An 8352-nucleotide genomic window follows, 5' to 3' on the forward strand; every position below is an offset into this window, starting at 1 on the left:
GCGGGCGGAGGTGCGCTTACGGGATGGTCCTCCGGAAGGCGAGGAACGAGACGCCCGTGAGCACCGCGGTGGCGAGGAGGCCCCAGAGTGCGAGACCGAGCGCGCCGAGGTCCATGATCCCCGCGCCGACGTGCGACCAGAGGTCGAGCCGCGTCACCAGGAACACCAGGCCGAGCAGCACCAGGGAGAGCGCGATGCTCACGATGATGAGCACCAGCTGTCCCCAGCTCTTGTAGATCGTCGCGCCGGTGAAGCCGAGCACGAAGAAGAACAGCGCGAGGGTGAAGTAGACCACGAAGGCGCCGCCCGGACCCGCATCCCACAGCCACGGCAGGTAGAAGACGTAGCCGTTGATGCCGTATCCGTCGGTGGCCACCTCGATGCCGCCTCCGATGAGGAACAGCACCCCCATGATCGCGCTGCCGAGTATCGCGGTGAGCAGCGTGCCGAAGAAGAACTCCCTGCGGGTGATGCTCATCGCCTGCGAGAACGGGAAGGTGAGCGTCATCGCCGACATCCCGATGGCGAAGAAGTACCAGAGCGGCGCCTGACCGCCGCCGCCGTACTTCGGGGTGTCGACCGGGATCATCGCGTAGATGAGGACCGAGATCACCACCGCTGCGGCGAGGATGATCAGCGGGTACCAGACGAAGGTGCCCTTGTTGATCAGCTGCAGGCGGATGACGTTGACTGTGCGTCGCATCAGCGGACCTCCTCTTTCGCGCCGGAGTCATTCGTGGCGGAGTGGGCCTCCGCCTTCTGGGTGAGACGGACGACGAGCTGCTGCAGCGAGACCGGAGCGAGATCCAGACCGGATGCCGTGACCTCGGCCCGCTCCTCTGCACTGAGACGGCCGAGCACGGTGACGGATGCCACGCGCCCGAGAGCCTCGCGGTGGAGCACCTCTCGGCCCGCGACCCAGGCGTCGACCTTGGCGGCCTCGCCCACGATGGTGACGGCGCGTTCGCGGACGGCATCCGTGTCTTCGTTCAGGATGATCTGGCCGTTGTCGATCACGATGACCTTCTCGATGAGGTTGGAGACCTCGTCGATCAGGTGCGACGACAGGATGATCGTGCGCGGGTGTTCGGCGTAGTCCTCGACCAGTCGGTCGTAGAAGATCTGTCGGGCGACCGCGTCGAGTCCGAGGTAGGGCTCGTCGAAGAAGGTGATCTCGGCGCGCGAGGCGAGTCCGATGATCACGCCCACCGCGGAGAGCTGGCCGCGGGAGAGCTTCTTGATCGTCTGCTTCATCGGCAGCTGGAACTCCGCGATGAGCTCGTCGGCGAACGCCTGATCCCAGTGGGGGAAGAACAGGCTCGCAGCCTTGAACGCGTGCTTCGGGTAGGCGTCGTCCGGGTACTTCTGGCTCTCCCGGACGAAGCAGATCCGGCCGAGCACGTGCGCGTTCTCGTACGGGTGCTCGCCGAACACCCGGACCGAGCCCGAGGACTCGAAGTTCTGGGCGGTGAGGATCGACATGAGGGTGGTCTTGCCGGCGCCGTTGCGACCGAGAAGGCCGTAGATGGCGTTGCCTTCGATGCTGAGCGAGACGTTGTCGAGCGCTCGCTTCTCCTTGTAGCGCTTGTTGAGGTTCTGCACCTCGATGACGGCGGTCATGCGGGGTTCTTCCCTTCTGTGTCGGTGGTGAGTGCGGCGCGCTGCCGGAGCAGTGCCGCGAGGTCTTCGGCGCCGAGACCCAGGGTGCGGGCCTCGGCGAGGAGTGGATCGATGTAGCGGTCGGCGAACAGCGCGCGGCGCTCGCCGAGGAGGACTTCCCTCGCTCCGTCGGCGACGAACATGCCGATGCCTCGGCGCTTGTAGAGCACTCCCTTGTCGGTGAGCATGGCGACTCCCTTCGCAGCGGTTGCGGGGTTGATCCGGTAGAACGCGGCGAGCTCGTTCGTCGAAGGAGCCTGTGCCTCCTCGGCGAGTGAGCCGTCGACGATCGAGTCCTCGATCTGCTCGGCGATCTGGAGGAAGAGCGGCTTGCCTTCTTCGATCACGAGTCCTCCGGTGGGTTAGTGGGTTACTTACTCGACTAAGTAACCATGGAACCTGTCCGGTGTCAACCCCGGGCGTGTGCGGGCGGACGCCCGCGTACAGTGGGCTGGTGCCGGAGTTCCCCTACAGTCGCCTGCGCCGGTGGCCCGACGTCGAGGCGGACAACCTCCAGGCCCATGACGCGACCGATCTGCTGCTCGTCGAGCGGGCGCTCTCCCTCGACATCCCGGGCTCCGAAACCGTCGTGATCGGTGACGAATACGGCGCGATCACGCTGGCTCTGACGGATGCCGGGCGGCACGGCATCCGCGTGCATCAAGACCTCGCGACCGGCCGCCGTGCCCTGGAGCGCAACGCCGAGGATCTCGGGCTCGCCGGCTTCGTGGCGCATGAGCTCGATGCCGAGCTGCTCTCCGGCGCACGGCTCGTGCTGCTGCAGCTGCCGAAGTCGCTCGCGGAGCTCGAGGAGATCGCGGATGCCGTGGCCCGCTGGGTGGCATCCGGTGTGGTGCTCGTCGCCGGCGGCCGAGTGAAGCACATGACGCTCGCGCAGAACGAGGTGCTCGGGCGTAGCTTCGCGCACGTGCAGCCCCAGCGCGCCGAGCGGAAGTCCCGGCTGATCGTGGCCTCCGCCCCGCGTCCGGTGTCCGCCGATCCGCCGTTTCCGGTGACCGCGCAGCACGACGGGCTGACTCTGGTCGCGCACGGCGGGGCGTTCGCCGGCGCCCGCCTCGACATCGGCACCCGGGTGTTGCTCGAGGCGCTCGGCTCCCGGGTTGGAGGATCCGTATCCCGCGTGCTCGACCTCGGCTGCGGCACCGGCGCGCTCGCTGTCTCGTATGCACTCGCCCACCCCGAGGCGCAGGTCATCGCGACCGATCGGTCGGCCGCGGCAGTGGCTTCGGCTCGCGCGACAGCGGCCGCGAACGGAGTCGCCGACCGCATCACGGTCATGCACGACGATGCGGCCTCGGAGATCGCGGACGCGAGTGTCGACGTCGTGCTCCTGAACCCGCCTTTCCACCTCGGAACGAGTGTGCACACGGGCGCCGCGACCCGTCTGTTCGAGGCCGCCGCGCGTGTGCTCCGACCCGGCGGAGAACTCTTCACGGTGTACAACTCCTCGCTCGGTTACCGGGCCGAACTCACCCGTCTGATCGGCCACACGGAACAGCTGTCGCGCACCCCGAAGTTCACCGTGACGCGCAGCATCCGTACCCCCGAAGAGCGCCGATCCTGACCCCGAATCGGTCTCGGACCGGAATATTGAACACCCGTGCAATCCCCCGGTCAGCCGCTGAAATTCGCACTGCCGGCCGACCCAGGATTTGCCCCTGATCGGCCATTTCGTTACGTTGGAATGCGGGCCTGACGGTCCGAAGACCAGTCCGCGGTCACGTCCTTCTTTCGATGAGCTGTGCTGCGAAGAGGCGTGGGCGTACGGTCGATGCTCTATCGCGGCGGATCCGAAATCCGCCGTCTGTGCCGCCACAGCGATCATGTCGAACGGCCCCGAGAGCCTCACCCGGGCGTAACCGAAGCAGGCTCAGCCACCCGAAGGCGAGCCGCGGGGGAAACGTGTCCGAAATCGCTCTCGAAGCGCGCAATCTATACAAGGTTTTCGGTAAGAATCCGAGCACCGCCGTCCGCCGCCTGAAGGCCGGAGAGAGTCGCACGGCCGTCGCCGATGCGGGGACCGCGGCGGTCATCGACGCCAGCTTCACCGTGAACCGCGGTGAGATCTTCGTCATCATGGGCCTGTCCGGATCGGGCAAGTCCACCATCATCCGCATGCTCAACGGGCTGCATGACGTCACGTCGGGCACCGTCACGGTGAACGGCGACCCGATCACCGGAATCCCCGCCTCGAGGCTCCGCGAGATCCGTCGCGACCGCATTTCGATGGTCTTCCAGCACTTCGCTCTGCTGCCGCACCGCACGGTCGCCGCGAACGTCGCCTACCCGCTCGAGCTCAAAGGCACCCCGAAGGCCGAACGCCTGGCCAAGGCGGAGGAGATCCTCTCGCTGGTCGGCCTCGAAGGTCAGGGCGAGAAGCTCCCCTCCGAGCTCTCCGGCGGAATGCAGCAGCGCGTCGGCATCGCCCGTGCGCTCGCCGCCGACAGCGACATCCTGCTCATGGACGAGGCGTTCAGCGCGCTCGACCCGCTGATCCGCCGCGAGATGCAGGAGCAGCTGCTCGAGCTGCAGCAGAAGCTCCAGAAGACGATCGTGTTCATCACGCACGACCTCAACGAGGCCATGTTCCTCGGTGATCGGATCGCCGTGATGCGCGACGGCCGCATCGTGCAGATCGGCACGCCCGAGGACATCCTGATGGACCCGGCCAACGACTACGTCGAGCAGTTCGTGCAGGACGTCGACCGCGCCCGTGTGCTCACCGCCGCGAACGTGATGGAGCGCCCGCGCCCCGTCGTGCCGCACACCGCCGGCCCGCGCACCGCGCTCCGCCAGATGCGCGACGCCTACATGTCGGCGACCTACGTCGTCGGCCGTGACCGCCAGCTCGTGGGTGTCGTGACCGACCGCGACGCGGTCAAGCTCGTGCGCCAGGGCGCCACCACCCTCGACTCCATCATCAAGCCCGTGCCGCAGAGCGTGCGCGAGGACGAGGTGCTGATGAACCTGTTCGTGCCCGCCGTCGAGTCCCCGCTGCCGCTGGCCGTGACGGACGCCGAGGGGCGTCTGGCCGGTGTGATCCCGCGTGTGACGCTGCTCGCCGCCCTGGGCCCCGGCCCCGGCGCGACCGAGGAGATCACCCTGCCGATGATGCCGATGCCGCAGGCAGAGATCGATGCGGTGCTCGATGACGGGTGGACCGCCGACCCGGCCGATGCCCCGACCACCGAGGAGGTGCGCTGATGGACGGCTTCCGCATCCCCGTAGGGACTTGGATCGAATCCGGCGTCGACTGGATCAAGGACAACCTCGACGGTCTGCTCGACGTCATCTCGTTCGTGATGAGCTTCCTCGTCGAGGGGCTCACGAGCATCCTGCTCACGCCGAGTTTCGCGGTCATCATCGTGATCGCCGCGCTCATCGCCTGGATCGTGCGTTCGTGGCAGCTCGCCATCGGAACCATCGTGTCGTTCGGGCTGATCGTCGGGATGGACCTCTGGGTTCCGGCCATGCAGACCCTCGCGCTCGTGCTCGTCGCCGCCATCATCGCCGTGCTGATCGCGGTGCCGCTCGGCATCTGGTCGGCGCGCAACTCGACCGTGCGGGCCGTGCTGAAGCCGGTGCTCGACTTCATGCAGACCATGCCGGCGTTCGTGTACCTGATCCCGGCGATCGTCTTCTTCGGCATCGGCGTGGTCCCCGGACTCGTCGCCACCGTGATCTTCGCGCTGCCCCCGGGCGTGCGACTGACCGAGCTCGGCATCCGCGGCGTCGACTCCGAGACCGTCGAAGCCGGGCACGCGTTCGGCGCCAAGCCGGGGCAGATCCTGCGCGGCATCCAGCTCCCGCTCGCGATGCCGACCATCATGGCCGGCGTCAACCAGGTCATCATGCTCGCCCTGTCGATGGCGGTCATCGCCGGAATGGCGGGTGCCGACGGCCTCGGGAAGATGGTGGTCGAGGCGATCTCGACGATCAACATCCCCAAGGGTGTCGAGGCCGGTCTCGGCGTCGTGCTGATCGCCGTCTTCCTCGATCGGGTCACCGCCGCACTGGGCGCCCCGGGCGAGAACCGCTCGTCGCTGCTCGGCATGATCGAGCGGCGCCGCAAGCCGCACGGCGGCGGTGGTGGAGCAGCATCCACCCCCGCAGCCGAGGCGCCCTCGGCGCAGGATGCCGACCCGGCACTCGTGCACTGAGTTTTCACCCCTACGGAACAACACCCATACGGAACCGAGAGAGAGAAATCACATGAAGAAGAAGATCCTCGCGATCACCGCCCTCGGCGCCGCAGCGGCGCTCACCCTCGCGGGTTGCAGCAGCGACGGCGCCGGCGGCACGGGCGGCGGCGACGGCAGCTCCGACGACAAGGGCACGATCACCCTGGGCTTCCTGCCCTCGTGGACCGACGGCCTGAGCACCGCGTACCTGCTGCAGGACCAGCTCGAGAAGATCGGCTACACGGTCGAGATGAAGACGCTCACCGAGGCGGGCCCGCTGTACACCGGTCTCGCGCAGGGTGACGTCGACATGTACCCGTCGGCCTGGCCCGAGCTCACGCACGCCGAGTACATGGAGAAGTACGGCGACGACATCGAAGACCTGGGCAAGTACTACGAGAACGCCAAGCTCACCCTCGCGGTGCCGGAGTACTCGGAGCTCACCTCGATCGAGGACCTCAAGGGCAAGGCGGCCGACTTCGACGGCAAGATCTACGGGATCGAGCCGGGTGCCGGCCTCACCGCCCAGACCCAGAAGATGATGCCCGAGTACGGACTCGACAGCGAGTACGAGCTCGTCACCTCGTCGACCGCGGCCATGCTCACCGAGCTGAAGACCGCGACCGACAAGCAGGAGGACATCGTCGTCACGCTGTGGCGACCGTTCTGGGCCAACGACGCCTTCCCCGTGAAGGACCTCGAAGACCCCAAGGGCGCCATGGGCAAGGCCGAGGGCCTGCACTTCCTGGGCACCAAGGGCTTCGCCGAGGAGTTCCCCGAGGCCGCTGAGCTGATCGAGCAGATCAAGCTCGACGACGAGCAGTACGGTGCACTCGAAGACCTCGTGGTCAACGAGTACGGCGAGGGCAAGGAAGCGGATGCCGTCGACGCATGGCTCGAGGAGTACGGCGACCAGTTCGACTGGACCGTCACCAGCTGACCTGAGCTCAGACCGGCTCTGAGGCGCAGCATCCGCTCGGAGTCGGCACGCGATACGAAGGAGATCTCACCCTTCGAAGGCCCTGTTCGCGCAGGGGCTCCTTCGTCGGGTGAGATCTCCTTCATTGCGTGAGGGGGTTTCGTGCGCAACCCCCTAATCCGTCCACGATCCCGGGCGTAGCCTGTGGCCGTGGACGGGTTCGCGGCGGTCGACTTCGGGTTCGCGCGCGAGGTGCTGCAGCGGGGCATCGCGGCGCTGTACCTCGTCGCGTTCCTGTCGAGCCTGAACCAGTTCCGACCGCTGCTCGGTGAGCACGGTCTGCTCCCGGCGCCGGCCCTCCTCGAGTGGGTCGGCCAGAAGGCGGAGCGGCGGAGGATGCTGCATCCGACCCTGTTCTCGCGCATCCGCTACTCCGACAGCCGGCTCGTCGCGCTGTGTGTGGCGGGGATCGTGGTCGCGGCCGTGCTCGTCGTGGGCATTCCGCAGTGGGGTCCGCCGTGGGTGCCGATGCTGTGCTTCCTTGCGCTGTGGCTCGGCTACATGTCGATCGTCAGCATCGGGCAGACCTTCTACTCGTTCGGCTGGGAGATGCTGCTGCTGGAGGCCGGGTTCCTCGCGGCTTTCCTCGGCTCGAACGATCAGCCGCCGCCCACGGTCGTGATCGTGCTGTTCTGGTGGCTGGTCTTCCGGCTGGAGTTCGGTGCCGGGATGATCAAGATCCGCGGCGGCCGTGAGTGGCGTGATCTGACGGCCCTCATGTATCACCACGAGACACAGCCGATGCCGGGTCCGCTCAGTCGGCAGGCGCATCTGCTGCCGCGCTGGTTCCACCGTGGCGAGGTGGTGGGCAACCACTTCGCGCAGCTCGTGGTGCCGTTCTTCCTGTTCGCGCCGTTGCTGTCGCTGTGGGTGGATGGCCCGGTGCCGCAGATCGTGGGCGCGGTCGCGGCATCCATCGTGATCCTGACGCAGGCCTGGCTGGTGCTCACGGGGAACTTCGCGTGGCTGAACTGGGCGACGATGGTCATCGCCTTCTCGGTGATCGGGCTGCCGGGGGTGGGGGCGGCCGAGGTCGCGCCGCCGACCGACGCGCCGTGGGTCCTCTCCGGCCTCCCGCTCTTCTGGGTGATCATCACCTCGGGCGTCGGGCTGCTGTACGTCGTGGTGAGCGCGCCGGCGATGCGCAACCTGTTCGCGCGGCGGCAGCTCATGAACGCGAGCTTCAACCGCTGGCAGCTCGCCAACGCCTACGGCGCCTTCGGCACGGTCACGAAGGAACGCATCGAGATCGTCGTCGAGGGGTCAGCCGATGAGGAGGGCGTCGAGTGGCGGGAGTACGAGTTCCGGGGCAAGCCCGGGGACGTGCGACGGATGCCGCGGCAGTTCGCGCCGTATCACCTGCGCCTCGACTGGCTGATGTGGTTCCTGCCGCTCGGGCACTCGTTCGACGACTGGTTCACCGCGTTCCTGGTGCGGCTGCTCGAAGCGGATGCTCCGACACTCGCTCTCATCCGCGTCGACCCGTTCGACGGCGAGCCGCCGCGGTGGGTC

General features: G+C 67.4%; 8 protein-coding genes. 5 read left to right on the forward strand and 3 right to left on the reverse strand.

From position 1 onward, the window contains the following. Positions 1 to 16: 16 nt before the first annotated feature. Genes ACNPM4_RS05780 through ACNPM4_RS05790 form a run of 3 tightly spaced genes read right to left on the reverse strand, consistent with a single transcriptional unit; the run spans position 17 to position 2006 of the window. Positions 17 to 703, reverse strand: a complete 687-nt coding sequence (locus tag ACNPM4_RS05780; RefSeq protein WP_372467855.1) for a hypothetical protein — start codon at positions 701 to 703, stop codon at positions 17 to 19. Next, the gene (locus tag ACNPM4_RS05785) at positions 703 to 1620 is read right to left on the reverse strand and encodes an ABC transporter ATP-binding protein (RefSeq protein WP_372467856.1); all 918 of its coding nucleotides are present in this window, start codon (positions 1618 to 1620) and stop codon (positions 703 to 705) included. The genes ACNPM4_RS05780 and ACNPM4_RS05785 overlap by 1 nt, the downstream gene beginning before the upstream one ends. Next, positions 1617 to 2006, reverse strand: coding sequence for a GntR family transcriptional regulator (locus ACNPM4_RS05790; RefSeq protein WP_029263205.1), 390 nt, complete (start codon positions 2004 to 2006; stop codon positions 1617 to 1619). The genes ACNPM4_RS05785 and ACNPM4_RS05790 overlap by 4 nt, the downstream gene beginning before the upstream one ends. A 107-nt stretch (positions 2007 to 2113) precedes the next feature. Here ACNPM4_RS05790 and ACNPM4_RS05795 point away from each other — a divergent pair, with 107 nt between their 5' ends. From ACNPM4_RS05795 to ACNPM4_RS05815, 5 genes are all read left to right on the forward strand, one after another. Then, entirely contained in the window at positions 2114 to 3244 is a 1131-nt protein-coding gene (locus ACNPM4_RS05795; RefSeq protein ID WP_448985029.1) for a class I SAM-dependent methyltransferase, read from the forward strand. Between the two features lie 338 nt (positions 3245 to 3582). Beyond that, entirely contained in the window at positions 3583 to 4884 is a 1302-nt protein-coding gene (locus tag ACNPM4_RS05800) for a quaternary amine ABC transporter ATP-binding protein (protein WP_029273756.1), read from the forward strand. Then, the gene (locus ACNPM4_RS05805) at positions 4884 to 5840 is read left to right on the forward strand and encodes an ABC transporter permease (protein WP_448985030.1); all 957 of its coding nucleotides are present in this window, start codon (positions 4884 to 4886) and stop codon (positions 5838 to 5840) included. The genes ACNPM4_RS05800 and ACNPM4_RS05805 overlap by 1 nt, the downstream gene beginning before the upstream one ends. Positions 5841 to 5892: 52 nt before the next feature. Further along, positions 5893 to 6801, forward strand: coding sequence for a glycine betaine ABC transporter substrate-binding protein (locus ACNPM4_RS05810; RefSeq protein WP_448985031.1), 909 nt, complete (start codon positions 5893 to 5895; stop codon positions 6799 to 6801). A gap of 189 nt (positions 6802 to 6990) precedes the next feature. Next, positions 6991 to 8352, forward strand: a 1362-nt coding sequence (locus ACNPM4_RS05815) for a lipase maturation factor family protein (protein ID WP_448985032.1), incomplete at its 3' end; no start/stop codon positions are given.

This window comes from Microbacterium umsixpiens, from assembly GCF_053543675.1.

Excerpts from the sequence above, each read along its gene's own strand:
- ACNPM4_RS05780 (WP_372467855.1), bottom strand. The coding sequence starts at position 703 with ATGCGACGCACAGTCAACGTCATCCGCCTGCAGCTGATCAACAAGGGC.
- ACNPM4_RS05785 (WP_372467856.1), bottom strand. The coding sequence starts at position 1,620 with ATGACCGCCGTCATCGAGGTGCAGAACCTCAACAAGCGCTACAAGGAG.
- ACNPM4_RS05805 (WP_448985030.1), top strand. The coding sequence starts at position 4,884 with ATGGACGGCTTCCGCATCCCCGTAGGGACTTGGATCGAATCCGGCGTC.
- ACNPM4_RS05810 (WP_448985031.1), top strand. The coding sequence starts at position 5,893 with ATGAAGAAGAAGATCCTCGCGATCACCGCCCTCGGCGCCGCAGCGGCG.